Here is a 23,978-nt window from a genome sequence, read left to right as displayed (position 1 = left end):
CATGGTCGACGTGAAGCGGGCGGCGGAGCGCGGGCGCGAGGTCTCCTCGCGGATCTCGGAGGAGGGCGCGGGCTGGGACTGCGTGGAGATCGGCATGTTCGACGCGCTGAGACCGCCGGGCGCGAAGTCGTTCTCCTGGCTGAACCCGCGCACGCTCTGGCGCTCGCGCAACGAGATCCTCGCCGCGCTGTTCGGCGACCCGTCGGGGCAGGTCCGGGCGCGCTGGACGGCCTCGCAGCGGGCGCGGGGCGCCGACCCCTCCTTCCGGATCCCGCTGGAGGTGGGGGAGGAGTTCTCCTTCCTGCTCCTCGGCGACACCGGCGAGGGCGACGCCTCGCAGTACGCCGTGGTGCCCGGCATGCTCCGGATCGGCGAGGGCACCGACTTCGCGGTCATCGCCAGTGATGTGGTCTACCCCACCGGCGCCGGCGACGAGTACGACGACAAGTTCTTCCGCCCCTACCAGGACTACCGGGCGCCGATCTACGCGATCCCCGGCAACCACGACTGGTACGACGGGCTCGGCGGCTTCATGCGCGTCTTCTGCGACGCCCCGGCGCTGGAGGCGCGGCGGGAGGGGTTCCGGCTCTCGCCCTCCGGGCTGCGCGGACTGCTCTGGCGCAGGCCGGAGCCGATCGACGAGGAGCGGCTGGCCCGCGCCCGCGAGCGCCGCTCCGCCCCTGAGCAGCAGGCGGTGCAGCCGGGGCCGTACTGGGTGCTGGAGGCCCCGGGCCTGCTCATCGTGGGCGTGGACACCGGGATCACCGGCACGATCGACCGGGAGCAGGCCGACTGGCTCCGGGAGGTCTCGCTGGACCCGCGCCCCAAGGTGCTGGTCACCGGCAAGCCCGTCTACGTCCGCAACGAGTACAAGCCGTCGAAGCTGGAGGGCGGCGGCACGATCGACGACATCGTGACCGACCCCCGGCACAACTACGTCGCCGCCATCGGCGGGGACGTGCACAACTACCAGCGCTTCCCGGTCAGGGTCGGCGACCGGACGATCCAGTACGTCGTGGCCGGCGGCTCGGGGGCGTTCACGCACGCCACCCACACCATCCCCCGGATCACGGTCGGCGGCGTGCACGAGGACGACTACAAGTGCTACCCGCTGCGCGGCGACTCGCTCTCGTTCTACAGCAAGCTCTACAGCGAGCGGCTGCGCATGCGCTGGCTCTACCTCACGCCGGACGAGGCCGTGTGCCTGATGTCCCAGCGGATCGGCAACGCCCCGCCGCGGCCGATCGGCGGGGTGCGGATCACCCGGCGGATGCGGTGGGCGGCGCGGCTGCTCGGCTCCTGGCCGCTGCCGTTCCGGCTGCCCGTGGGCAAGGTCTTCCACCGCTACCTGTCGGAGCTGTCCGACTGGGACACCCCGCCGTTCTTCAAGAGCTTCCTGCACGTCTCGGTGACGCCGGAGGCCCTGCGGATCCGCTGCTTCGCCGCCACCGGCTGCCTGCCCCAGGAGATCGAACCCCCGCTCGAAGACGAGGTCCTCATTCCGCTCGCCTGATCGAAACCGTCGGTGGCGCGTGGCACGCTGGGGGCATGAACGTCGTGGTCGTGCCGGGAGCCGGCGGGTCCGGTCTGCTCCGGCCCGAGGGGGGCGGGACCGAGACCGTGGCGGACCTGGCGGCGGCCGTGCGGGAGCTGGAGGCGCGGGCGGGGGACGGACCCGCCGGGGACCCGGCCGCCGGGCGGGGCGGGCACGGCGCGGGCCGCGCCGGAGGGGGCGGCGGCGGAGCGGGCGGTGGGGCCCCGCGCTGGGTCTGGGCCGACACGCGGGAGGTCTACCCGGCGCTGCTGGAGCGCGGGGTGCGGCTCGCGCGCTGCCACGACCTCGCGCTGACCGAGGGCCTGCTCCTGGCCCACGAGGGCCGGTACGGCGAGCCCCGGTCGGCCCGGGCGGCGCACGCCCGGCTGCACGGCCTGCCGGTGCCCGACGACCACGACGCCCATGAGCAGGGCCACGCGGGCCACCACGGGCCCGGGGCGCGGCAGGCCGTCCTGTTCGAGGAGGAGCGGCCGCCCCCGCCGGACGCCGGGCTGGTCGCCGAGGTCCACGCCGACCAGCTCCGGCGGATCGAGGCGACGGCCGACCCGCGCCGGTTCCGGCTGCTGGTCGCGGCCGAGTCGGCGGGAGCGCTGATCGCCGCGGAGATGGCCCACGACGGCATGCCCTGGCGGCGGGACCTGCACGACGCGCTGCTGGCCGAGATGCTCGGCCCGCGCCCGGTGCACGGCATGCGCCCGGCCAGGCTCCAGGCCTTGGCCGACGAGGTGGCGGCCGTGTTCGGCACGTCGTTCAACCCCGACTCCATCCAGCAGATCGTCAAGGCGTTCAAGGCCGCCGGCACGCCGGTCTCCTCGGCCAGGGCGCACGAGCTCAAGAAGATCGACCATCCCGGTGTCGCGCCCCTGCTGGCCTACCGGGAGCTGGCCCGGTTCCACAGCTTCCACGGGTGGGCCTGGGCCGACCAGTGGGTCCGCGACGACCGCTTCCGCCCGGAGTACGTCGTGGGCGGCGTGGTGACCGGCCGGTGGGCGACCAGCGGCGGCGGCGCGCTGCAGATCCATCGGGCCATGCGCAGGGTCGTGGTGGCCGACGAGGGCTGGACGCTGGTCGTCGCCGACGCCGCCCAGCTGGAGCCCAGGGTGCTGGCCGCGATGGCCGGGGACCGGGGCCTGGCCAGGGCGGCGGGGGAGGCCGACCTCTACCGGGCGCTGGCCCGGGCGTTCGACGGCGAGCGCGACCACGCCAAGATCGCCATGCTCTCGGCGATGTACGGCGGGACCAGCGGGGACGCCCCCAAGCTGCTGGCCGTGATGCGCCAGCGCTTCCCCGAGGCCTACCGGTTCGTGGAGGACGCCGCCCGCGCGGGGGAGGAGGGCAGGCTGGTCCGCTCCTGGCTGGGCCGCACCTGCCCGCCGCCCTCGGCCCGCTGGCGCGAGCTGGTCTCCGGGCCGGAGGGGAGCCGGGCGGCCCGCGACCGGGGCCGGTTCACCCGCAACTTCGTGGTCCAGGCGACGGCCGCCGAGTGGGCGCTCGCCCTGATGGCCGTGCTGCGCGGGCTGCTGCCCGACCCGGCCAGGCTGGTCTTCTTCCAGCACGACGAGGTGATGGTGCACTGCCCGCAGGAGCTGGCCGGCGAGGTGGCCGAGGCGGTCGGCCGGGCCGCGGAGGAGGCGACCCGCCTGCTGTTCGGCCCGACCCCCGTGCGCTTCCCGATGGAGGCCGTCGCCGTGCGCTGCTACGCCGACGCCAAGTGACGCGGGGCCGGCGGGCGGTGCGGGAGCCGGGGCGCGGCGGGCGGCGTGGACGGTTCCACCGGGAACGGCCCACCGCGGACGGTTCCACCGGGGACGGCCCGGTGCGGGGACCCGGCGGGGGCGGGGGTTCAGCGGCGGGCGAGGGCCAGCCAGGCGCCGGTGGCGGTGACCAGGACCGCCACGGCCGTGCCGAGCACGCCGTAGGACAGGGCCTGCACGATCACTCCGGCGACGACCGTGCCGGCCGCGCCGCAGACGTTCATCACCAGGTCGGACAGCCCCTGCACGGCGGGGCGCCGGGCCAGCGGGACGGCGTCGGTGAGCATCGCCGACCCGGAGACCAGGCCGCAGGACCAGCCGACTCCGAGCAGGACCAGCCCGGCGGTGACCCGGGGGACGTCGTGCTCGCCCGCCGTGCCGGCCAGGACGGCCGCGGTGAGCAGCAGGGCCATGCCGAGCACGAGCACCCGGACCCGGCCGACCCGGTCGGCGAGCCAGCCGACCACGGGGGAGAACAGGTACATGCCCGCGATGTGGAGGCTGATCACCAGGCCGATGACCGAGACGGAGGCCCCGTGGTGGTCGAGGTGGACCGGGGTCATGGACATGATCGAGACCATGGCGGTGTGGCTGACCGCGATCGCGGTCAGCGCCCGCAGCGCCGCCGGGGACTCGACCAGCGTCCGCCAGGCGGTGCGCAGGGTCCCCGCAGGCTTCACGGGGGTCACCGTCTCCGCGGCGGGCGCGGGGGGCCCGGCGGAGGGTGCGGCGAGGCCGCCGTGGGCGGGGTCGGTCTGGCCGGCCGGGGCGGCGGGACCGGCCGGGGCCGCGGCGTCCGCGCCGGTCGCGGTGTTCCGCGTGGACGCGGCGAGTGAACGCGCCAGGACCAGCGGGTCCGGGCGGAGTCCCGCGGTCAGGACGCCCAGTGCGAGCAGGAAGCCCAGCAGGGCGAGCACGAACGGGCCGGCGCCCGGGGCCAGGCCGAGCCGCTGGCCGAGCTGGTCGGCCGGTTCGGCGAGGTTGGGGCCGGCGACCGAGCCCACGGTGGCCGCCCAGACCACCCAGGACAGGTGCCGGGCGGAGTGCCCGGCGGGCGACAGGTCCGTGGCCGAGTAGCGCGAGGCCAGGTTGCCCGCGCTGCCGCCGCCGAACAGCACCAGCCCGGCCAGGAGCAGGGGCCACGACCCGGCGGTGACGGCGATCACGGAGATCAGGCAGCCGAGCGACGCGCAGCCGTAGGCCAGGGTCAGCCCCGTCCGCCGTCCGCCCCGGCCCGAGGCCTTGGCGGTCGGCAGGGCGAGCAGCGCGGCGCCGAGCACGCCCGCGGTGCCCGCCAGCCCGCCGAGCGCCTCCGAGCCGGAGAGCCTGGCGACCAGCACCGAGCTGAGGGTGAAGCTCACCGCGACGCCCATGCCGCTGGTGATCTGCGCCGCGGTCAGCACGCCCAGCGTCCGCCGCTGGACGGCGGCGACCCGATCCGGGCCCGGAGGGGAGATGTCAGGACTCAAGGGGGTTGTCGTCACGAGTGAAGTCTGTCATCACTCGTGACGATCCCCCCAGCGGATATTCCGCGACCCCGTGCGTCCCGGGACCGCGGGCTCCGGGGCCCGGCCCGGCCTCAGACCCCCGGGTCGAAGGTGGCGAAGAAGGCGTCGATCATCCCGGCGCTCTTCTCCCAGTCGATGTCCTTGACGACGATCGCGACCTGGTAGGCGCTGTCGGCGCCGACCACGACGTACCGGGTCCGCCCGTGCATCTGCACGATGCTGTCCGGCAGGACGTAGGTGTACTCCCAGTCGGCGGCCTTCCAGCCGTCGTAGGAGACCGGGGTCACGCCGACCTCGATGTACTCGTCCAGCCCGGACCTGTCGAGCTTGCCGAGCGCGGCCACCGGGTCGGCCACGGGGACCTGGGTGACGACGATGCTCTGCGCGCCGCTCTTCGGTCCGGAGAAGACGACGGCGCCGTCCTCGCGCTCCTTCACCGTCCAGTTCTCCGGCACGGCGCCGGCGATCCCGCCCGCGCTCAGCCGCTTGAACCCCTCGGGGACCTCACCGGTCCTGCGGCTCTGCCCGCCGTCGGCGGGGGCGGAGACCGAGGCGGACGAGGTGCGCTCCCGCGCGGGGCCGGAGTCGTCGCCGGACGTCAGCACGAGCAGCCCGGCCGCCACCACGGCGAGCACGCCGGCCCCGCCCACGGCCAGCAGGCGCGGGGTGGGGCGTCCGTCGCGCATCCAGCCGCCGCCGGAGGAGGCCCTGCGGCGCGAGGTCCTGCGCCCCTCGGCCCGCTCGCCCCGGTCGGCGGGCTCCGACCGGCCGGCCCGTTCCCGGACGGCGGTCCCGGCCCGTCCGCGGGCGGGCCGGTCCCCGGACGGGGCGCCGGGGACCGGGACCTCGCCGGAGAAGCTGGACAGCGCGTCGAAGGAGGCGTCGAAGAAGGCGTCTCCGGAGGAGGTCCCCGGGGCCCGGCTCAGTTCGGCGGAGGTGCTGCGCAGCGCGTCGTAGCCGCGCCGGGTCCCGCCGGTCATGCTGTCCAGCGAGGTGAACGGCGCGATGGTGACGTTCAGCGGGGCGGGCGGGCCGGGGGCGCCCGCCGGCCCGGCGGGATACGGCCCGGAGTGGCTGGAGAGCGGGTCGTACCCCGCCCCGCCGCCCGGGGAGTCCTGCTGCGGGTCGTACGGCACGCGCACCGGCCCCGAGGGGGTCTCGATGATCCGCGAGGGCATCGGTCCCGAGGGCAGGTCCAGCGGCGGCATGAGGTGCATCGGCATGGAGTTGCCCGGCACCGGCATCGCCGCGGGCACCTGGCCGTTGGGACCCCGGTAGGGGGTGTTGGAGCCGTGGCTGCGCAGGACCTGCTCCAGCAGGTCCGAGACCTGGGCGGCGGACATGCGGTCGGCGGGGTTCTTGCGGAGCAGGCCCTCGATGACGCCGGCCAGCGCCCCGGCCCGCTGCGGCCGTACGGGCTCCTGGGTGAGGATCGCGCCGAGCACGGCCACCGCGTCGGGCCCCTCGTACGGCGGGCGGCCCTCGACCGCGGCGTACAGCGTGGCGCCGAAGGCCCACAGGTCGCCGGCCTGCGTGATCGGCTGGCCGGAGAGGCGCTCCGGCGGGATGTAGGCCGGCGAACCCATCAGCAGGCCGGTCTGGGTGATGGTGACGTCGCCCTCCAGGGCGGCGATGCCGAAGTCGGTGAGGATCACGCGGTCGGAGGTGAGCAGCACGTTGCCGGGCTTGACGTCGCGGTGCAGGATCCCCGAGGCGTGGGCGTGCCGCAGCGCGTCGAGCACCCGGATGCCGATCTCGGCGGCCTGGGCCACCGGCAGCGGCCCGCTCTCCCGCACGGCCTGCTCCAGGGACCAGGCGCGGACGAGCTCCATCACGATCCAGGGGCGCCCGTCCTCCTCGACGACGTCGTGGACGGTCACGATCCCCGGGTGGCTGAGCCGGGCCGCCGAGCGGGCCTCGCGCATCATGCGCCGGTGCGCCACCTGCTTGCCCGCGTGGTCCAGCCCGTAGGGGAGGATCAGCTCCTTGACCGCGACGTCCCGGTCGAGCAGCACGTCGTGGGCGTGCCAGACCATGCCCATGCCGCCGCGGCCCACCGGTGACAGCAGGCGGTAGCGCCTGCCGATCAGCCTGTCCTGTCCCGCCTGGCCGGTCGGTGCGGTTCCGGTGATGTTCGCGACCTCCGGTCCAGGGGGTACCTTGCCGATCAGACGGTCCGCCGACATACCCCGCCCCCAGGTCCAAGCCCATTTGTGAGGTTGGACACGATATCCGGATTGTATTCGGTAATGGAAGTTGGGGGCAAAGAAAGGTCTTCGCGGCATTTGTCGAGCAAGGCCGGTCCGAGACGTGACCGGCCCGTCGACCAGCCGCGGACCGGCCTTGAATCCGCCGTGAACCGGGCCCGAACCGATCTCGGACCCGCTCCGGAATGGCGGGGCGCGGGGGCGGCCGGGCGCGGCGGAACCCTCGCCGGGGAACCGGCGGGTCAACGGGAACGGCGGCTTATCGGATCGGCGCCTCCCGCGCAAGGGCCGCCAGCGCCGCGGTGAAGGCCGAGGCGGGAGGGTTCACCAGGCCCGCGCCGACCTGGCCGGTGCCCGCCACCCGGCCCGCGATGCCGGTGTTGACCGTCGGCAGCAGGCCGGTCCGGGCCACCAGCGTCACGTCCACGCCGACCGGTGTGCCCCGGAACCCCAAGCCGGGGATCTGGTAGGCCGGGTGCTCGGCGAGGGTGATCTCGTACATCGACCGGGTGGCCGCCGCCGCCTCCGCCACGTCGCCGCCGACGAACCTGACGATCGCCGGGGCCGCCGCCATCGCGAAGCCGCCCAGCCCTGCCGTCTCGGTGATCGTGGAGTCACCGATGTCGGGGTTGGCGTCCGCCGGGCCGTACGCGCCGAGGTAGAGCCCGTCCGGCACGCCCGCCGGGCCGGTGAACCAGCGGTCGCCGAGCCCGGAGACCTGCACGCCGAAGTCGGTGCCGTTGCGGGCCATCGCGACGACCAGCGTCGAGCCGGGCACGTCCCTGGCCGCGTCGGCGCTCACCTTGCAGGCGGCCATGCCCGCGTTGAGGAAGAAGTGGTCGTTGCCGCCCGCGAAGCGCAGCACCTCGGCCGCGCGGCCGCCGGCGGCCTCCACCAGCGCGGGCGCCAGCTCGCGGACCAGCAGCGAGGTCGCGGCCCGGTTGCGGTTGTGCAGCTCGTCGCCCATCTGCAGGGCCTGCGCGATCAGCGACCGCAGGTCCAGCGGCCCGGTCAGCTCCAGGGCCGCGGCCAGCGCAGGGCCGAGCACCTCACCCATCCAGCGCAGCCGCCCGATCACCTCGGGGCCGTAGGCGCCGTAGCGCAGCACCCTGCCGAGCCCCTCGTTGAGCGAGCAGTAGGCGGTGCCGCCGTGCTCGGCGTCGCGCACCTCGAACATCCACATCGACGGGCTCACCACCCCGGCCATCGGGCCCACCGCGCGGTGGTGGTGGCAGGGTTCCAGCCGCACCCGCCCGGCGGCCAGCAGCTCCTCCGCCTCCCCGGCGTCGCCGGCCAGCCCCTCCAGCAGCACCGCCCCGATCAGCGCGCCGCGCATCGGCCCCGAGGCGCGCTCCCATCCGATCGGCGGACCGGCGTGCAGGAACGTGCCCGGCGGCAGGTCCAGTGCCTCGCCGGCCGGCCGGACCCCGGCCAGCAGGGGCCGCGCGGACGTCAGCCTGCCCACCGCCCGGGCGTTGGCGGCGGCCCTGCGCGGATCGGCCAGCACCCGGACCAGGTCGTCCTCGGTGCCGGACAGCGGCGGCCGCCAGTCCACCGCCGTGCGCGGTACGGCCTGCGCGTCCAGCGCCTCCCCGAGCACCGCGGCTCCGGCCGTGATCACGTGCGGCTCGCCGGAGAGCATCGGCAGGCTCATCGGGCACCTCCGGTCAGGCGGGCCGCGTGGCGGGCGGCGAGGGCGTTGGAGGCGAACACGTCCGCTCCCGCCGCGCACAGCGCCCCGGCCTGGGCGGCCAGCCCCTGCGGGTCGCCCTCGGAGCCGACCAGCGCGACGGTCACGGACACGCCGCGCGCGACGGCGGCGGCGACGGCGGGCGCGAGCCGCCCGGCGGGATCGGGGTCGGCGCCGTGGCCGAGCACCACGTCGAGCAGGACCGCGTCGCCGGAGGGCACCGCGGCCAGGGCCTCCAGTCGGAGCGCCGGATCGATCATCGGGTGGGCGCGGCCCCGGGTGTAGGCGTCGTCGCCGTAGTCGGTGAAGCCGCCGGTCCCGGCGACCAGCGCCGCCTCCGTGCAGAGCGTGCCGCCCGAGTAGATCCCGTGCAGCGCCCGCGCCCGCCCGTCCGCCGCGCCGCCGTCCGCCGCGCCCGCCGAGGCCCCGCTCGCCCCGCCGTCCGGGACCGGGCGGGCCGGGGTCCCGGCCGCCCCGCCGTCCGGGACCGGCCCGGAGCGCGCGGCGTCGCCCGCTCCGGGTGCGTGCGGCCCGGCGGCGGGCCAGGACGGCCACTCGGGGACCTTCACCCCCAGTGCCCGCAGCACGTCCTCGGTGGCCGAGGTCAGGTCGTCCGGCCCGCGACCGGACGACCGGCCGGGGAACGCGGTCGCCACCGGGGTGGCGAGCCTGCCGGCCGCCTTCCGGACGGCGTCCGCCACCTCCGCGTCCGGGGGCTTGGAGACCAGGACGATCAGCTCGGTCGCGGGGTCGGCGTCGAGCGCCTCCAGGGCGCGGAGCGTGGACAGGCCGCCCACCTCCGCCGACAGGTCGCGCCCGCCGACGCCGAGCACGTGGCTCACCCCCACGCCCGCCAGGTCCAGCAGGCACGCCACCTGCTGCGCGCCGGTCCCCGAGGCGGCCACGATCCCGACCGGCCCCGGCCGGAGCACGTTGGCGAACCCGAGGCCCGTCCCGCCGACCACGGCGGTGCCGCAGTCGGGTCCCATGACCAGCACGCCGCGCTCGGCGGCCCGCCGCTTGAGCAGCACCTCCTGCTCCACGGGGACGTTGTCGCTGAAGACCATCACCGACAGCCCGGCCTCGACCGCGTCCATCGCCTCGGCGAACGCGTACGGCCCCGGAACGGAGACCAGCGCCAGCGTCGCGGCCCCGCCTGCGGCCCCGCCCGCGGCCCGGACGGCGGCGCGCACGGTGCGCGCCGGCTCCTCGGCCCCGGCCGCGCCCCCGGTCCGGGCGGCGAGGGCCGCCAGGAGCCCGTCGACCTCGGCGGCGGCCCGCTCGGCCGCGTCCCCGTCGGCGGCCCGCACCGCCACCAGCAGGTCGGCGGGCCCGGCGGCGGGGAGCTCGAAGCCCAGCTCGGCGGCGATGCCGAGGTTGAGCCCGGTGGCCATGGCCACCACCGCGACCTCCACCCCGGGCAGGGCGGCCGCGGCCCGGCTGACCCGCATCAGGCTCACCGAATCGTGGTAGACCCCGGTACGCACCCGCACCAGATCGGTGCCCGGCCGTTCAGCTTCCACCCGCTCCCACCTTCGAGATCGACCGGCCCGCGCGGTCTGAGAGGCAGAGGACGGCGGCCAGCCCGATGCGCAGCCCCCACGCCAGGTCCGCGCCGGAGGTGTGGCCGAGCCCGAGCAGCCGGCCCAGCGCGGGCTGCAGCGGCTGCCGTCCGGTCAGCGCACGCAGGACGGCCAGCACCTCGCCGCTGGCCTGGCCCCGGGCCGCGCAGTGCAGCAGCGTCGCCGAGATGGGCGTGGTCCTGCCGCGGGCGTCGAACGTGACCGCGGCGGCCAGCCAGCCGGCCAGCCAGACCGCCCGCTCCACCCCGGCGGCCGCACCCAGGTGGCGCAGCGCCACCAGCAGCCCGGCGAGCATGTCGTCACCGCTCGGGGTGAGGCCGGGGCCCAGCCCGACGAGCTGCTCGGCGGCGGTGAGGCTGCGCAGCAGCGAGCCCTCCGCGCAGCCGTCGGCCAGCAGCTCCGCGGCTCCGCCGCCCTCCAGCCCCGGACGCCGGGGGGAGGCGTCGCACAGTTCGGCCAGCAGGGGCAGCGCGCGCGCCAGCCGCAGCGGGTCGGCCGGGCCGAGCGGCGGAGCGGGGTCCCACCAGCGGCGGACCCGCAGGCTGAGCCGTCCGAGCTCGATCGAGCCGTCCCCCACCCAGGCCTCGCCGCCCACCGCGACGCGCGGCACGGGGTCGGTGACGACCATCGCGTTGGGCAGCCGGACGGCGTCCCCGGTGACCACCGCGATCACGTGCGGTTCGAGCTCGGTGCGCACCTCCAGGTAGACCCCGGCGGGAAACGCCGCCAGCACCCGCGCCGGGCGGCGGGGCGACTCCAGCAGCGGCCGCAGCGCCGTGCTGGCCGCGCCGGTCGCGTACGTCCGCGCCGGGATCCGCCGCGCCCCCGGGCGCGTTCCAACGGTCATCGGACCTCCCCATCCATGAGCCCGACGCTAGAGCGGAGCCCGATCGCCCCGTACGGAGAAAGCTGCCAACAGTCCGCTCAAAGGTTGGCTCTTCCTGACAGACGGTCCTATCGGTCACAATCGCCACATGGAGCCCCCTGTACGCCTGGCCAGCACCGGCACGATCATCCACGGCGTCTCGGTGGGGGAGGTCCTGGGCGTCTCGACGCTGGCCGGCGCCCGCCTGATCGCGGGCGCCGGAGGGCTGGACCGGGTCGTGCAGCGGCTCAACGTGATGGAGGTCCCGGACATCCTCGCCTGGGTCAAGCCCCACGAACTGCTGCTCACCACCGGCTACCCGCTGCGCAACACCCCGCAGTCGCTCGACCGGCTCGTGGCCGACCTGGACGAGCGGGGCCTGGCCGCACTCGCCATCAAGCTCGGCCGCTACCTGGACGAGCTGCCCGGCGAGATGGCCGAGCAGGCCGACCGGCTGGACTTCCCGCTGATCCTGCTCCCCGACGACGTCGGCTTCGACGACATCCTCAACCAGGTCCTCACCGACATCCTCAACCGGCAGGCCGCCGTGCTGGCCCGCGCCGAGGAGGCGCACCGGGCGCTGGTCGCGGTCGTGCTGGCCGGGGGCGGGCTGCGCGAGGTGGCCGCCGAGGTGGCCGGGCTGCTGGACGTGGCGGTGGCCGTGCTCGACGGAGCCGGGCAGATGCTGGCGTCGGCGGGGCCGGCCGACTGCCTGGCCGCACTGCGCACCGCGCCCGAGGGCCGCCGCACGGTCGTGCCCGTCGTGGCGGGAGGGCACCACCACGGCCGGATCGTCGCGTGCGGCCCCGCCGGGCAGGTGGGCGAGAGCGACGTCGGCATCCTGGAGCGCGCCGCCACCGTCGCCGCCCTCGTCATCACCCGCCAGGAGGCGGTCAACGCCGTCGAGAGCAAGTACCGCGCCGACTTCCTGCGCGACGTGCTGACCGGCCGGGCGGGCGGTTCCGACCGGGTCGCCTCCCGGGCCAGGGCCTTCGGCTGGGACCTGCGGCGCCCGGTCACGGTGCTGGTGGCCGAGCTCGACCCCGAGGGGGACGAGCGGCTCGTCCAGGACCGCCTGGTCGCCTGCTGGGTCGCCGCGCTGCGCCGCCACGACCCGCGCGGGGCGGTGGCCGGGTTCTCCCACGAGGTCGTCGCGGTCGTGGACGCCGCCGTGGACCCCGTCCGCCTGGCCAGGGACGCCGCGGCCGCCTTCGCCGACGGGCCGCCCGCCACCTTCTCCACCGGCGCCAGCCGTACGGCCTCCGGCGCGGAGGCCCTCCCCGAGGCGTACGCCCAGGCGCTGAAGGCCACCCGGGTCGGCCGCCAGCTGCACGGTCCCGGCGCGGTCGCCCACTTCGACCAGCTCGGGGTCTACCGGCTGCTCTCACTGGTCGGCGACACCGCCGAGCTGCACGCCTTCGTCCGCGAGACCCTCGGCCCGCTGGCCGCCGACGACGACCCCGAGAACGCCGACCTGCGCCGGACGCTCCAGGTGCTGCTGGAGACCAACCTCAACGTCGCCGAGACGGCGCGGCGGCTGCACTTCCACTACAACACGCTGCGCTACCGGATCGGCAAGCTGGAGCGGCTGCTCGGCAACTTCACCGAGGACGCCCACCTGCGGCTCAACCTGACCCTGGCGCTGCACGTGCTGCGCATGCGCGGCATCTGACCGGTGTCCGGGCGGGGACGCAGGACTGCGCCGGTCCTGTGCCCGTCCCGTGCCCGTCCCAGGCGGTGTCCGTGCGGTGTCCGGGCGTCCGCTTCGAGGGCGGCCGCCGCGCCGTCCGCGGGCCCCTTCCGCCGCCCGGCCCTATGCTGTGGCCGTGAACGAGACCTTTGAGCTGGAGACCGACTACATCCCCCTGTGCGACCTGCTGAAGTACTGCGCCGTGACCGACACCGGCGGTCAGGCCAAGTACCTCATCTCCCTCGGGAACGTGATGGTCGACGGCGAGGTCGAGACCCGCAAGACCTGCAAGATCCGCGCGGGCCAGGTCGTCACCGGCGACGGCTTCGAGATCCACGTCGTCGCCTCCGGAACCGCCTGAGGAGGCTCCACCGTACCGCCGTCGCCCGTGGCCGCGACGGCCCGCTCACCGCGCGTCTCCGTCGGCGCTGCGCGAGGGCTCCCCTGGTCAGCGGACCAGATTTGGCAGATCATGCTGATGCACGGCCGTGCCGACGGGCCTAGTGTGCCCGCAACGGCAGTGAGGATCCGCCGGAGGGAGCGCCTGCGGGGCGGCCACCGACCGACGGCCCGGGAAAGGTGGGCTTGATCAGAAAGTTGAAGGCCGCAAACCCGGTCCTTCGGGGCCCGGTAAGGCCGGCGCGGACCCGCATGTTTAACACGATCATGCTTTATCCTGTCAGCCGTGTCCCGGATCGTGAAGCGCGCCTACAGGTACCGCTTCCATCCGACCCCCGAGCAGGCCGCACTGCTGACGCGGACGTTCGGATGCGTGCGGCTGGTCTGGAACAGGGCGCTGGCCGAACGCACCCGCCGCTACAAGGACGAGGGCGTCTCCACCTCGTATGTGGAAACAGCCAAATGGCTCACCGCCTGGAAGCAGGAGCCCGGCCTGGAGTTCCTGAAGGACGTTTCGAACGTCCCCTTGCAGCAGGTGCTTCGCGCTCAGCAGGTGGCGTTCAACAGCTTCTTCGCCAAGCGCGCCCGCTACCCCCGGTTCAAGTCCCGCAAGAAGTCCCGGGCCTCAGCGACGTTTCAGAACAACGCCTTCTCGTTTCGGGACGGCGCGCTGAAACTGGCGAAGATGGACGCGCCTTTGGACATCGTCTGGTCGCGTCCGCTTCCGGAGGGCGCGGAGCCGTCCACGGTGACGGTCTCCCGGGACGCGGCCGGGCGCTGGTTCGTCTCCCTGCTGGTGGAGGAGACGATCCGCCCGCTCGACCCCGTAGAGCAGGCGGTGGGGGTGGACGCCGGGATAACCTCCCTGCTCACGCTGTCGACCGGCGAGAAGATCACCAATCCGAAGCACGAGCGGGCCGACCGCAAGCGCCTGGCCAGGGCGCAGCGCACCCTCGCCCGCAAGGCGAAAGGCTCGGCCAACCGGGTCAAGGCCCGGCTCAAGGCGGCCCGCGTCCACGCCCGGATCACCGACCGTCGCCGCGACTTCCTGCACAAACTCACCACACGGCTTGTTCGCGAGAACCAAGTGATCGCCGTGGAGGACCTGACCGTCCGCAACATGGTCAAGAACCATTCGCTGGCCCGCGCCGTCTCCGACGCCTCCTGGCGAGAACTGCGGACGATGCTGGAGTACAAGACCGCCTGGTACGGACGGGAACTGCTGGTCGTCGACCGCTGGTTCCCCTCCTCCAAGCTGTGTTCCACGCCGGGATGCGGCCATGTCAACGGCGCCATGCCGCTGAACGTCCGGTCCTGGACGTGCCCGCGGTGCGGCACCGTCCACGACCGGGACGTCAACGCCGCGAAGAACATCCTCGCCGCCGGGCTGGCGGAGAGGTGAAACGCCTGCGGAGGGCTGGTAAGACCGGTCCCGGAGTTCTCCGGGGAGGCGCGGCCCGATGAAACAGGAACACCGACCCGCGAGGGAAGGAGTCCCGGGCCTCCAGGCCCGGGAGGATGCCAAGGTTGCAGGTTGGACGAAACACGGAGACGGAAAGACGCTCGCGCCCGGGGAGATCGTTAGGCCGGACGAGCGGCTGTCTTGGCCGCGCACGGTCGGGTTCGGGGCCCAGTACGTCATCGCGATGTTCGGCGCGACGTTCGTCTTCATCCTGGTCATGGGGCTGGACCCGAACGTCGCCATCATGTTCTCCGGGGTCGCGACGATCCTGTTCCTGCTCATCGTGCAGGGCAAGGTGCCCGGCTACCTGGGGACCAGCGCCTCGTTCGTGGCGGGAGGAGCCGCCGGGTGAAGCCACCCCCCTTCGACTACCACGCCCCCCGCACCCTCGGCGAGGCGCTCGACGTCCTGGCCGGAACCGGAGAGCAGGGCAAGGTGCTCGCCGGGGGCCAGAGCCTGATCCCGCTGATGAACATGCGGCTGGCCGCCCCCGCGCACCTGGTCGACGTCAACCGGCTCGACGAGCTGGCCGTGGTCGAGGCCGGCCCGGACGGGGTCCGGGTCGGGGCGCTGGCCCGGCACGCGCAGGTGGAGCGCTCCGCCGGGGCCGCCGCCGTCCAGCCGCTGCTGCGCCAGGCGCTCCGGCTGGTCGCCCACCCGGTGATCCGCAACCGCGGCACCGCGGTCGGCAGCCTCGTGCACGCCGACCCGGCCGCCGAGCTGCCGGCCGTACTGGCGCTGCTCGGCGGCTCGGTACGGCTCGCGCGGCGCGGGGGCATGCGGGACGTGGCGGCCGGGGAGTTCTTCACCGGCCCGCTGGAGTCGGCGCTCCGCCCGGGCGAGCTGGCCGTCTCCGCGTTCTTCCCCGCGCTGCCCGCACGCTCGGGCACCGCCTTCCGGGAGGTGTCGCGCAGGCACGGCGACTACGCCCTGGCCGGGGTCGCGGCCCTGGTCCGGCTGGACGGCGACGGGCGGGTCGCCGCCGCGAAGGCGGCCTGTGTGAGCGCCGGGCCCGTCCCGGTGGTCGTCGACGTCACCGCCGCGTGCGGGGCCGCACCGGCCGGCGCGGCCGACTGGGAGGCGGCGGCGCGGGCCGTGCGGGAGCGGATCGAGCCGGAGGACGACATCCACGCGACCGCGGACTACCGGCGGCACCTGACCGGGGTCCTGGCCGCGCGGGCGCTCCGGGAGGCCGCCCGGACGGCCGTGGAGAACGCCGTGGGGGACGCCGTGGAGGGCGCCGGGGGAAACGCCGCGGGACGTGCCGGGGAGCACGCCGCCGGGACCGCGGAGCAGGAGGGTTCGCATGGGTGAGGCGGAGCACGAGATCGCGCTGACCGTCAACGGCGTGGTCCGGCGGACCCGGGTGCCGGGGCGGCGGCTGCTGTCGGACTGCCTCCGGCACGACCTGGGGCTGACCGGCACGCACGTCGGCTGCGAGCACGGGGTGTGCGGGTGCTGCACGGTCCTGATGGACGGCGAGCCGGTCCGCTCCTGCCTGATGTTCGCGGTCACCGCCGACGGGCACGAGATCACCACCGTCGAGGGACTCGCCGACGGGGCGCGCATGTCGCCGGTGCAGCGGGCGTTCGCCGAGTGCCACGGCCTGCAGTGCGGGTTCTGCACCCCGGGGTTCCTGTGCACGGTGACCGCGCTGCTGCGCGACAACCCCGCGCCGACCGAGGAGGAGGTGCTGGAGGGCGTCTCCGGCAACCTGTGCCGGTGCACGGGCTACCAGAACATCGTCAAGGCCGTGCACCGCGCGGCCGAGATCATGGCGGAGGAGCGGGTGGAGGAGGCATGACCACGAGGCTCTTCGGCGAGGCCGTCCAGCGGCGCGAGGACCCGCGGCTGCTCACCGGGCGGGGCCGCTACCTGGACGACCTGGGCGCGGGCGCGCTGGCCGCGGCGTTCGTCCGCTCCCCGCACGCGCACGCCGTCGTCCGGGACATCGACGTGTCGGACGCGCTCGACGTGGACGGGCTGGTGGCGATCTACACCTGGGAGGACCTCCCGGAGCGGCTGGCCCAGCCGCTCCCGCTGCTCATCCCGCACCCGGCGCTCACCCACGGCCGCACCGCCCGCCCGCTGGCCCGCGACCGGGTCCGGCACGTCGGCGAGCCCGTCGTCATGGTCGTCGCCCGCGACCGCTACCTCGCCGAGGACGCCTGCGCGCTGATCCGCGTCGACTACGACCCGCTGCCCGCGGTGGTCGGGGTGGAGGAGGCCGTACGGGGGGAGCGGCTCGTCCACGACGACGTGCCCGGCAACGTCGGCGCGCACCTGGTGCAGTCGGTGCCCGCCGCGGACGGGCGCGAGGCGGCGGAGGTGATCGCGGCCGCGCCGCACCGGCTGGAGTTCCGCCTCGACATCGAGCGCAGCGCGTCCATGCCGCTGGAGGGCCGGGGGGTCTACGCCCGCTGGGACGCCGACGACGCGTCCCTGCGGGTCTACTCCAGCACCCAGACCTCCACCAGCGTGCGGATGGCCCTGGCCGCCAAGCTCGGCCTGCCGCTGCCCAAGGTCGAGGTGATCGCGCCCGACGTGGGCGGCGGGTTCGGCGTCAAGATCATGCACCCCTGGCCGGAGGAGGTCCTCGTCCCCTGGGCGGCGATGCTGCTCGGACAGGAGGTCAAGTGGGCCGAGGACCGCCGCGAGCACTTCACCTCCTCCGCGCACGAGCGGGCCCAGGTGCACTCCGTCCGGGTCGGCTTCGACGACGACGGCCGCGTCCTCGGCCTGGACGTGACGATCCTGCACGACCACGGCGCCTACACGCCGTACGGGGTCATCGTGCCGATCATCACCTCGACCCAGCTGCCGGGGCCGTACAGGCTGGGGGCCTACCGGGTCGAGTTCTCCTCGGTCTACACCACCACCGTGCAGGTCACGCCGTACCGGGGGGCGGGCCGCCCGCAGGCGGTCTTCTGCATGGAGCGGACGATGGACCGCATCGCCACCCACCTCGGCCTCGACCGTACGGTGGTGCGCGCGGCCAACCTCATCCAGCCCGACGAGTTCCCCTACGACCAGGGCCTGACCTTCCAGGACGGCCGGCCGCTGATCTACGACAGCGGCGACTACCCCGAGTCGCTGCGCCTGCTCAAGGAGCTGATCGGCTGGGACTCCTTCGCCGCGGACAAGGAGCGGGCCGCGGCCGAGGGGCGGCGGCTGGGCATCGGCATCGGCTGCTACGTCGAGGGCACCGGCGTCGGGCCGTACGAGGGCGGCCACGTGCAGATCACCTCCGACGGCCGGGTGCACGTCTCCACCGGGCTGACCTCGCAGGGCCAGGGCCACGAGACCGTCTTCGCGCAGATCGCCGCGACCGAGCTGGGCGTGCCGCTGGAGCGGGTCTCGGTGGTCACCGGCGACACCCGCCGGTTCGGCTACGCGGTCGGCACCTTCGCCTCCCGGGCCGCGGTGATGAGCGGCAACGCCATCGCGCTGGCCTGCCGGAAGGTCCGCGAGAAGGCGCTGCGGATCGCCGCCGACGCGCTGGAGGCCGACCCGGGCGACCTGGAGATCACCGACGGGCTGGTGCACGTCGCCGGGGTGCCGGGCGCCTCGGTCCCGCTGGCCACCGTGGCGGTGCTGGCCAACCCGCTGCGCTACGCCTTCGACGACGAGGCGGCCCGCGCCACGCAGTTCGCGGGCGCCTCGCCGCCGGACCGGCCGCCGGTCGCCGAGGGCGAGGAGCCCGGCCTGGAGGGACGCGGCTACTACTCGCCGATCCGCTCGACCTTCGCCTCCGGCATGCACGCGGCGATCGTGGAGACCGACCCGCTGACCGCCGAGATCCGCATCCTGCGCTACGCCGTGGTCCACGACTGCGGCAACCTCGTCAACCCGATGATCGTCGAGGGGCAGATCCACGGCGGCGTCGCCCAGGGCGTCGGCGGCGCGCTGTACGAGCGGATGGTCTACGACGAGCACGGCCAGCTGCTCAACGCCTCCTTCATGGACTTTTTGATGCCGTACGCCACCGAGGTCCCGCACGTGGAGACCGCGCACCTGCAGACCCCGTCGCCGCTCAACCCGCTCGGCATCAAGGGGGCGGGGGAGGCCGGGGTCATCCCGGTCTCGGCGGTGATCGCCTCGGCGGTCGAGGACGCCGAGGGCATCCCGATCACGAAGATGCCGATCTCGCCGTCGGAGCTGTTCGACCTGCGCCGGGCGGCCGGAGACCTCCCGGCGCCCTGACACGCGGGCCCTCCGGGACGGGTACGGCTACGCCGGCCGGTCCGCCGGGTCGCCGGCGGGCTCGGCGGCCGGCTCTGCGGCGGGCAGGTCGCGCATCCGGCGGAGCGGGGAGAGCAGCAGCGGCACGGCGGAGAGCAGCCCGAGCACCACGCTGACCCAGAGCGCGGCCCGGACGCCGGCGATCTCGCCCAGCACGCCTCCGGCGAGGCCGCCCAGGGGGAGCACCCCCCACACGGTGAACCGGATGGTCGCGTTCATCCTGCCGAGCAGGTGCTCGGGGGTGACGGCCTGGCGGAAGCTGACCTGGCCGACGTTGTAGACGATGATGCCGATCGAGTCCATGAACATGCCGACCGCGTAGAGCCCGAGCTTCCAGCCGGGCTCGGCCAGCGGCACCAGTAGCATGAAGGGGTAGAAGACCAGTGGTGAGAGCCAGATGACCCGGGCCGAGCCGATCCGGCGGCTCAGCGGCCCCACGAGCGCCACGCCCGCCAGGCCGCCGGCGGCCGTCACCGAGAACAGCAGGCCGATGCCGGCCTCGGAGAGGCCGATCACCCGGACCAGGAAGATCATCGAGACGGCGGTGAGGATGCCGCCGGCGAAGTTCGCGGTGGCGGTGGCCGCGGTGATCATCCGCAGGATCGGGTGCCCGGCCACGTACCGGAGCCCTTCGCCGATCTCCCTGGCCAGCCCCCGCCGCTCGGCGCGCTCCGGGACCCGCTCGGCGGCGTCGATCCGGCCCAGCAGCAGCGCGGAGCCGAGGAAGCTGACCGCGTCGGCCAGCACCGCGACCGGCGCGGTGAGCACCTGGATCAGCCAGCCGCCCGCGCCCGGACCGGCGACGCCCGCCGCCGAGCGGACGATCTCCAGCTTGGCGTTGCCGTCCACCAGCCGGTCGCGCTCGACGAGGCTGGGCAGGTAGCTCTGGTAGGCGATGTCGAAGAAGACGGTGGCCAGGCCGGTGCCGAGCGCCACGCCGTACAGCTGGGGCAGGGTCAGCACGCCCAGCCACCAGGCGAGCGGGACCGACCCCAGCAGCACGGCCCGCGCCACGTCGGCGGCGACCAGGATGCGGCGGCGCGGCATCCGGTCCACCCACACCCCGGCGGGCAGCCCCACCAGCAGGAACGCCGCCGTCTCCGCCGCCACCAGCAGGCCGGTCTCGAACGGGCTCGCGTCGAGCGCGACCACCGCGACGAGCGGGAGCGCGAGCAGGCTGATCTGGGTGCCGACCTGGCTGATCACGTCGGCGCCGAACAGGAGCATGAAGTTCCGGTGCCGGAACAGACTGGGGGAGCTCACCCCGGCATCGTGGTCGACTCCGGGTAGGGAATCAACCCGGCCTGGTCGATCACCTCCAGCGTGGAGACCCGGTCTTCAGGGACTTTCCGATGCCGTACGCCGCGGAGGCCCCGCGCGTGAGGCCGTGCACCTGTCAGACGGCGACGAGGCGCCGGAGCCAGCGTTGGGCCGTGCGGATCTCACCCTCGTCGGCGCAGCCCAGGGGGCCGTCGCTGACAAGGCGGTGAGTCGAGATCGACGTGATGTCCTCGGTCCGGGCCCAGCTCCGCTGTCTGAGACCTGAGGTCGGAGAGGATATGAGGACGTGGCGGGAGAGGCCGCGGTCTCGGGTGGTCAAGGGAACGACGAGTGTCATGTCGATCGGGAAGCGGCAGTGCAGGTCCGAGGCCACGGCTAGGGCGGGACGCCCGCCGCGCTGTTCGCTGCCCACCGGCGTCCGGAAGGCCTCGATGGCCGGGTGTCCGTGCAGGAGCACCTCGCCGTTCGGGCCGGGACCCGCTGGAGATCACTCGGTGGGCGTGACGGGAACAGGCATCCCCTGCATGGCTTCCAGAACGGCACGCCCGTCCAATGGCCGTGCCAGCCGTACGGTCGCCCGCCTGGGATACCCCTCGGAGGTGCAGGCCGCTCCCGCCTGATTCGCGTGTCCCTCCACGACGACCAGGACCGAGTGCTCGGACTCGACCGCCCGCGCGCCGTACGTCATGCCGCAGGGGCCCTCGCCGACCGGCCCACCGATGAAGTCGACGGTCAACGTCGTGTCGTCGCGGTGGACGGACGCCTTCTCGACGGAGGGCGCGCCACTGGGAGGGTCGTACGGGTTCCATGGGGGAGGCGTCGGGGTGGCCCGGACGCCGTTGTGGCGGTAGGCCAGCTCATAGCGGTCCAGCGCCTCCGTGACCTGCCGGTCGAGTCGCCGATCACCTTCGGTCGAGACCCACCACAGCATCCCCGCTGCGCCCAGCATCGTGACGGAGGCGAGGGCAACGGCGATGAGGGCCCGGCGTCTCGGACGCGGACCTGTCACGGCGTACACCTCACTCGTGAAATCCGTGTCTCCCAGACTCTCATCGTCAAGACGTCGGGGAGGGAGCCGCGCAAAGTGTACGGGAGAGGCGGCAGCGCCGCGCTCTCAGGACGCCTCGGCGGTCAGGCGGCGGCGGAAGACCCAGTACGTCCAGCCCTGGTAGCCCAGCACGAACGGGAGCGCGATCAGGCCGATCCAGGTGAGCATGCCCAGCGTGTACGGTCCCGAGGCGGCCTCGGCGACGGTGAGTCCGGGCAGGGGGGCGGGCCAGAGCGTGGTGAACAGGGCGGCGCCGGTCAGCGCGATGGACGAGGCGGTGGCGGTGAACGCCCAGCCGTCCCGGCCGCGCCAGGTCAGCGCCGCCCCGGCGGCCAGGGCCGCCATCGCGGCCAGCGCGCACGCCCACGGCCACGGGTCGGCGCTCCACTCGGCGGCGGCCGTGGAGGGAATGCCGGACAGCGCCGCGATCCCGGCGGGCAGCACCACCGCGGAGGCGGCCAGGGCGGCGCGGCGGGCGCGGGCGCGCACCGGGCCGGAGGTCTTGAGGGCGAGGAAGACCGCGCCGTGCAGCAGGCAGAGCGAGAGCGAGAACACCCCGCCGACCAGCGCGGCGAGCGCGCCGTCGTGCAGCAGGGCGGCGAAGACCGCGCCCCACAGGAAGGCGGGCAGCGCGCTGCCGATCCCGATGCCCAGGTCGCACCAGGTCCGGTCGGAGGAGTGGGTGACCTTGCCCCGCCACTCCAGCCCGACCCCGCGGACGATCAGGCCGGCCAGGACCAGCACGATCGGCAGGTAGAACGCACTGAGCAGCCCCGCGTACCAGGCGGGGAACGCGGCGAACATGGCGCCCACCGCGCTGATCAGCCAGACCTCGTTGCCGTCCCAGACGGGGCCGATCGTGGCGAGGGCCTGCTTGCGCTCGCCCTCGCCCCGGGAGACCAGCGGGGCCAGCATGCCGACGCCGAAGTCGAAGCCCTCCAGGACGAAGAAGCCCGTCCAGAGGAAGGCGATGACCGCGAACCAGAGGGTCGTGAGTTCCATGGGATCTCTCTCAGTACATCAGGGTCGGCTGGAGCGGGGCGGCGGCGTCGCGGCCGCCCGCGCCGCCGGCGGGAGGTCCGGCGGGCGGCGCCGGGAGCGCCGGTTCGGGACCCGCCTTGACGTGGCGGACGAGCAGGACGGCCTCGGCCACGGCGAGCAGGCCGTACAGGAGGGTGAAGACCGCCAGGGAGACGGCCACCTCGGTCAGGCCGACACCGGGGGAGACGCTCGCCGCGGTGAGCAGCTCGCCCTGGACGGTCCAGGGCTGGCGGCCGATCTCGCTCAGCAGCCAGCCGGCGATCATCGCGAGGAACGGCAGCGGGAGCGCCAGCACGAAGGTCCGGGCGAGCCAGGAGGGGAGCTCGCGCTCCGGCCCCGGAGCGCGGCGGCGCCTGCGGGTCAGCCAGAGGCCCAGGACGGACAGGGCGACGACGGTCAGCCCGAAGACGATCATCACGCGGAAGGACAGGTAGACCACGGGGACGTTCGGCCGGTAGTCGCCGGGGCCGAACCGCCGGGCGAACTCCGCCTGCAGGTCCTCGGTGCCCCGGACGACGGCCCCCGGGTCGTTCGCGGCCAGGAGGCTGAGCAGCATCGGCACCTCGAGGCCCGGCACGGGGGAGAAAGCCGCCCCGGCGGTGTCGCGCTCCAGCCCTTCGGCGGCGGCCAGCTTCATGGGCTGCTGCTCGTGCAGGAGCTTGCCGGAGGCGTCACCGGTCCCGGCGACGACCGCGCCCGCGAGCGCCGTCATGACCAGCGCGGCCCGCACCGGGGTCCGCCACATCGCGGTCGCGCCCCCGGCGCCGCGGCGCATCGGGACCGTGTGGTCCGGGTCGGCCCTGCGCTCGGCGAGGATCCGGTGGCCGCAGACCGCCAGCACGAACCCGCCCGCGACCACGAAGGCCCCGGCCACCACGTGCGGGACCTGCGCGAGCGCGGTGGAGTTGGTGAGCACGGCCCACAGGTCCGTCATCCGCGCCCTGCCGTCCACCACCTCGTAGCCGACGGGGTGCTTCATCCAGGCGTTGGCGGCCAGGATGAAGTAGGCCGACAGGTTGGACCCGATGACCGCGGCCCAGATCGTGGCCAGGTGCACCCGCTTGGGCAGCCGGTCCCAGCCGAAGATCCACAGCCCGAGGAAGGTCGACTCCAGGAAGAAGGCGAGCAGCGCCTCCAGCGCCAGCGGGGCGCCGAAGACGTCGCCGACGAAGACCGAGTACTCGCTCCAGTTCATCCCGAACTGGAACTCCTGCACGATGCCGGTGACCACGCCCATGGCGAAGTTGATCAGGAAGAGCTTCCCGAAGAACTTCGTCAGCCGCAGGTAGTGCTCCTTGCCGGTGCGGTGCCAGGCGGTCTGCAGGCCGGCGACGAAGACGCCCAGCCCGATCGTCAGCGGTACGAACAGAAAGTGGTAGACGGTGGTGATCCCGAACTGCCACCGGGCCAGGTCCAGTGCTTCCATGCCTCTCCCCCTGCGGGACTTCAGCTCTACAGGCTGTAGTTCTACTTTTAGTAGTACTACGTCTTGTAGAGCAATGGGAGGGGGAGGCGCCGCGAACCGCTGCGATCCTCGTCACATGGCCCGGCCGGGACCGCACTTCCCCGCCGGGCCGGATCGCCCCCTCCGGTTCGCGACGCCGGCTTCCCCCCCCTGCGGCGCCGGGAGCGCGCCCGGCCGCCGGCCGGGCG

The 23,978-nt window shown here is 74.5% G+C and carries 18 protein-coding genes and 1 pseudogene; 9 read left to right on the top strand and 10 right to left on the bottom strand.

Annotated features, from left to right (window positions below; translation table 11 throughout):
* Nucleotide 1 precedes the first annotated feature (1 nt).
* Both IEZ06_RS14615 and IEZ06_RS14610 read left to right on the top strand, forming a co-directional pair.
* Nucleotides 2–1,513, top strand: a complete 1,512-nt coding sequence (locus IEZ06_RS14615) for a metallophosphoesterase family protein (RefSeq protein WP_189237241.1) — start codon at nt 2–4, stop codon at nt 1,511–1,513.
* Between the two features lie 35 nt (nt 1,514–1,548).
* Nucleotides 1,549–3,270 (top strand): bifunctional 3'-5' exonuclease/DNA polymerase, encoded by a 1,722-nt coding sequence (locus tag IEZ06_RS14610; RefSeq protein ID WP_203871928.1) that lies wholly within the window; start codon nt 1,549–1,551, stop codon nt 3,268–3,270.
* Between the two features lie 128 nt (nt 3,271–3,398).
* Here the strand turns inward: IEZ06_RS14610 and IEZ06_RS14605 are convergent, their stop codons facing one another.
* The 5 genes from IEZ06_RS14605 to IEZ06_RS14585 all read right to left on the bottom strand — a co-directional run bounded on the left by IEZ06_RS14605 (nt 3,399) and on the right by IEZ06_RS14585 (nt 11,144).
* A complete protein-coding gene (locus IEZ06_RS14605) occupies nt 3,399–4,793 on the bottom strand; it encodes an MFS transporter (protein WP_229798143.1) in 1,395 nt (464 codons plus the stop codon).
* A 95-nt stretch (nt 4,794–4,888) separates the two neighbouring features.
* Complete coding sequence (locus IEZ06_RS36295; protein WP_203871927.1) at nt 4,889–7,003, bottom strand: serine/threonine-protein kinase; 2,115 nt, start codon at nt 7,001–7,003, stop codon at nt 4,889–4,891.
* Between the two features lie 280 nt (nt 7,004–7,283).
* Entirely contained in the window at nt 7,284–8,678 is a 1,395-nt protein-coding gene (locus IEZ06_RS14595) for a YlbE family protein (RefSeq protein ID WP_189237240.1), read from the bottom strand.
* Entirely contained in the window at nt 8,675–10,237 is a 1,563-nt protein-coding gene (locus IEZ06_RS14590) for an AllF/FdrA family protein (protein WP_229798141.1), read from the bottom strand. Before IEZ06_RS14590 ends, IEZ06_RS14595 begins: the two co-directional genes overlap by 4 nt.
* The gene (locus tag IEZ06_RS14585) at nt 10,227–11,144 is read right to left on the bottom strand and encodes an oxamate carbamoyltransferase subunit AllH family protein (RefSeq protein ID WP_189237239.1); all 918 of its coding nucleotides are present in this window, start codon (nt 11,142–11,144) and stop codon (nt 10,227–10,229) included. Before IEZ06_RS14585 ends, IEZ06_RS14590 begins: the two co-directional genes overlap by 11 nt.
* Nucleotides 11,145–11,271: 127 nt before the next feature.
* Between IEZ06_RS14585 and IEZ06_RS14580 the strand changes: the two genes are divergently transcribed.
* From IEZ06_RS14580 to cutA, 7 genes and pseudogenes are all read left to right on the top strand, one after another.
* Nucleotides 11,272–12,834 (top strand): PucR family transcriptional regulator, encoded by a 1,563-nt coding sequence (locus tag IEZ06_RS14580; RefSeq protein WP_189237238.1) that lies wholly within the window; start codon nt 11,272–11,274, stop codon nt 12,832–12,834.
* A 154-nt stretch (nt 12,835–12,988) separates the two neighbouring features.
* Complete coding sequence (locus IEZ06_RS14575; RefSeq protein WP_189237237.1) at nt 12,989–13,213, top strand: RNA-binding S4 domain-containing protein; 225 nt, start codon at nt 12,989–12,991, stop codon at nt 13,211–13,213.
* 324 nt (nt 13,214–13,537) lie between these two features.
* Nucleotides 13,538–14,653, top strand: coding sequence for an RNA-guided endonuclease InsQ/TnpB family protein (locus tag IEZ06_RS14570; RefSeq protein ID WP_189237236.1), 1,116 nt, complete (start codon nt 13,538–13,540; stop codon nt 14,651–14,653).
* Between the two features lie 175 nt (nt 14,654–14,828).
* A pseudogene (locus IEZ06_RS36290) lies at nt 14,829–15,056 on the top strand (solute carrier family 23 protein); the annotation flags it as partial.
* Nucleotides 15,057–15,061: 5 nt separating this feature from the next.
* Nucleotides 15,062–16,027, top strand: coding sequence for an FAD binding domain-containing protein (locus tag IEZ06_RS14560; RefSeq protein ID WP_189237235.1), 966 nt, complete (start codon nt 15,062–15,064; stop codon nt 16,025–16,027).
* Entirely contained in the window at nt 16,020–16,517 is a 498-nt protein-coding gene (locus IEZ06_RS14555) for a (2Fe-2S)-binding protein (RefSeq protein WP_189237234.1), read from the top strand. The genes IEZ06_RS14560 and IEZ06_RS14555 overlap by 8 nt, the downstream gene beginning before the upstream one ends.
* Nucleotides 16,514–18,916 carry an aerobic carbon-monoxide dehydrogenase large subunit gene (cutA, locus tag IEZ06_RS14550; RefSeq protein WP_189237233.1) on the top strand — a complete coding sequence of 801 codons (2,403 nt, stop codon included), beginning with the start codon at nt 16,514–16,516 and terminating at the stop codon, nt 18,914–18,916. The genes IEZ06_RS14555 and cutA overlap by 4 nt, the downstream gene beginning before the upstream one ends.
* Nucleotides 18,917–18,943: 27 nt before the next feature.
* Here cutA and IEZ06_RS14545 read toward each other — a convergent pair whose 3' ends face one another.
* The 5 genes from IEZ06_RS14545 to IEZ06_RS14525 all read right to left on the bottom strand — a co-directional run bounded on the left by IEZ06_RS14545 (nt 18,944) and on the right by IEZ06_RS14525 (nt 23,751).
* Nucleotides 18,944–20,218, bottom strand: a complete 1,275-nt coding sequence (locus IEZ06_RS14545; RefSeq protein ID WP_189237232.1) for an MFS transporter — start codon at nt 20,216–20,218, stop codon at nt 18,944–18,946.
* 133 nt (nt 20,219–20,351) lie between these two features.
* Nucleotides 20,352–20,648: a type II toxin-antitoxin system PemK/MazF family toxin gene (locus IEZ06_RS37640; protein ID WP_373293859.1), complete on the bottom strand. Its 297-nt coding sequence runs from the start codon at nt 20,646–20,648 to the stop codon at nt 20,352–20,354.
* Between the two features lie 75 nt (nt 20,649–20,723).
* Nucleotides 20,724–21,245 (bottom strand): hypothetical protein, encoded by a 522-nt coding sequence (locus tag IEZ06_RS14535; protein WP_189237230.1) that lies wholly within the window; start codon nt 21,243–21,245, stop codon nt 20,724–20,726.
* 105 nt (nt 21,246–21,350) lie between these two features.
* Complete coding sequence (gene cydB / locus IEZ06_RS14530) at nt 21,351–22,286, bottom strand: cytochrome d ubiquinol oxidase subunit II (RefSeq protein WP_189237229.1); 936 nt, start codon at nt 22,284–22,286, stop codon at nt 21,351–21,353.
* A 10-nt stretch (nt 22,287–22,296) separates the two neighbouring features.
* Complete coding sequence (locus IEZ06_RS14525) at nt 22,297–23,751, bottom strand: cytochrome ubiquinol oxidase subunit I (RefSeq protein WP_189237228.1); 1,455 nt, start codon at nt 23,749–23,751, stop codon at nt 22,297–22,299.
* Nucleotides 23,752–23,978: the final 227 nt, after the last annotated feature.

It is taken from the genome of Planomonospora antibiotica (assembly GCF_014647955.1).
Classification (GTDB): domain Bacteria; phylum Actinomycetota; class Actinomycetes; order Streptosporangiales; family Streptosporangiaceae; genus Planomonospora; species Planomonospora parontospora.
This window is presented reverse-complemented; position numbering and strand designations above follow the sequence as displayed.